At 64.0% G+C, this 663-nt stretch carries 1 protein-coding gene; it reads right to left on the bottom strand.

Annotation, left to right across the window (positions count from 1 at the left end; all coding sequences use genetic code 11):
* Positions 1-96: 96 nt before the first annotated feature.
* On the bottom strand, positions 97-663 hold a 567-nt coding region (locus EN935_RS39070), incomplete at its 5' end, for an amino acid ABC transporter permease (RefSeq protein ID WP_164771877.1).

The following is a 663-nucleotide window of genomic DNA, read 5'->3' as shown; positions in this document are numbered from 1 at the left end:
GCGGGCTCTGGCCCGTCGTGATGATGCCGACCTTGCTGGGTTTCATTTCGCCTCGCTTCCTCCGGTTAATTAAGATCGAAATTCGACTTTGCGCCGTCAGCCGAGGCGGTAACGCCGCTCCAGAAAAGCCTGGCCGCCGACGATCACGCTGTTGAGCGCGAGATAGGCCAGCGCTACGGATGCCAGGATGGGGATCGGCTGGTAAGTCAGCGAGATCAGGGCCGACGCCTGGCCGGTAAGCTCTGCGACCGCCACAAGGCTGGCGAGCGCGCTGCCTTTCAGGACCGCCGTGAACTCCGAGGCCATTGGCGGGATGATGATGCGCATCGTCTGCGGCAGGATGATGCGGCGCATGCTGAGCCAGAACGGCATCCCGAGCGCCCGCGCGCTTTCGTACTGCCCGGCCGGAACGGAGCGGATGCCCGCGCGGATGATCTCCGTCATGTAGGCGGCCGCCGTCAGGCTGAGGCCCAGAATAGCCGACGTCCAAGCGTCCAGGTATATCCCCAGCGCCGGCAGGCCGTAATACATGAAGAACAGGATGGTGAGGCTCGGGATCGCCCTGAAGAACCAGCTGTAGGCGATGGCGATGGAGCGCAGGATAGCGATCGAGGTCGTGCGTGCGATGGCGAGCGGGATGGCGAAGATCAGGGACGTCAGCAG

Source organism: Mesorhizobium sp. M7D.F.Ca.US.004.03.1.1 (assembly GCF_003998635.1).
GTDB lineage: Bacteria > Pseudomonadota > Alphaproteobacteria > Rhizobiales > Rhizobiaceae > Mesorhizobium > Mesorhizobium loti.
Note: the sequence above shows the minus strand (reverse complement) of the source record. Positions and strands in the feature narration are given on the sequence as shown.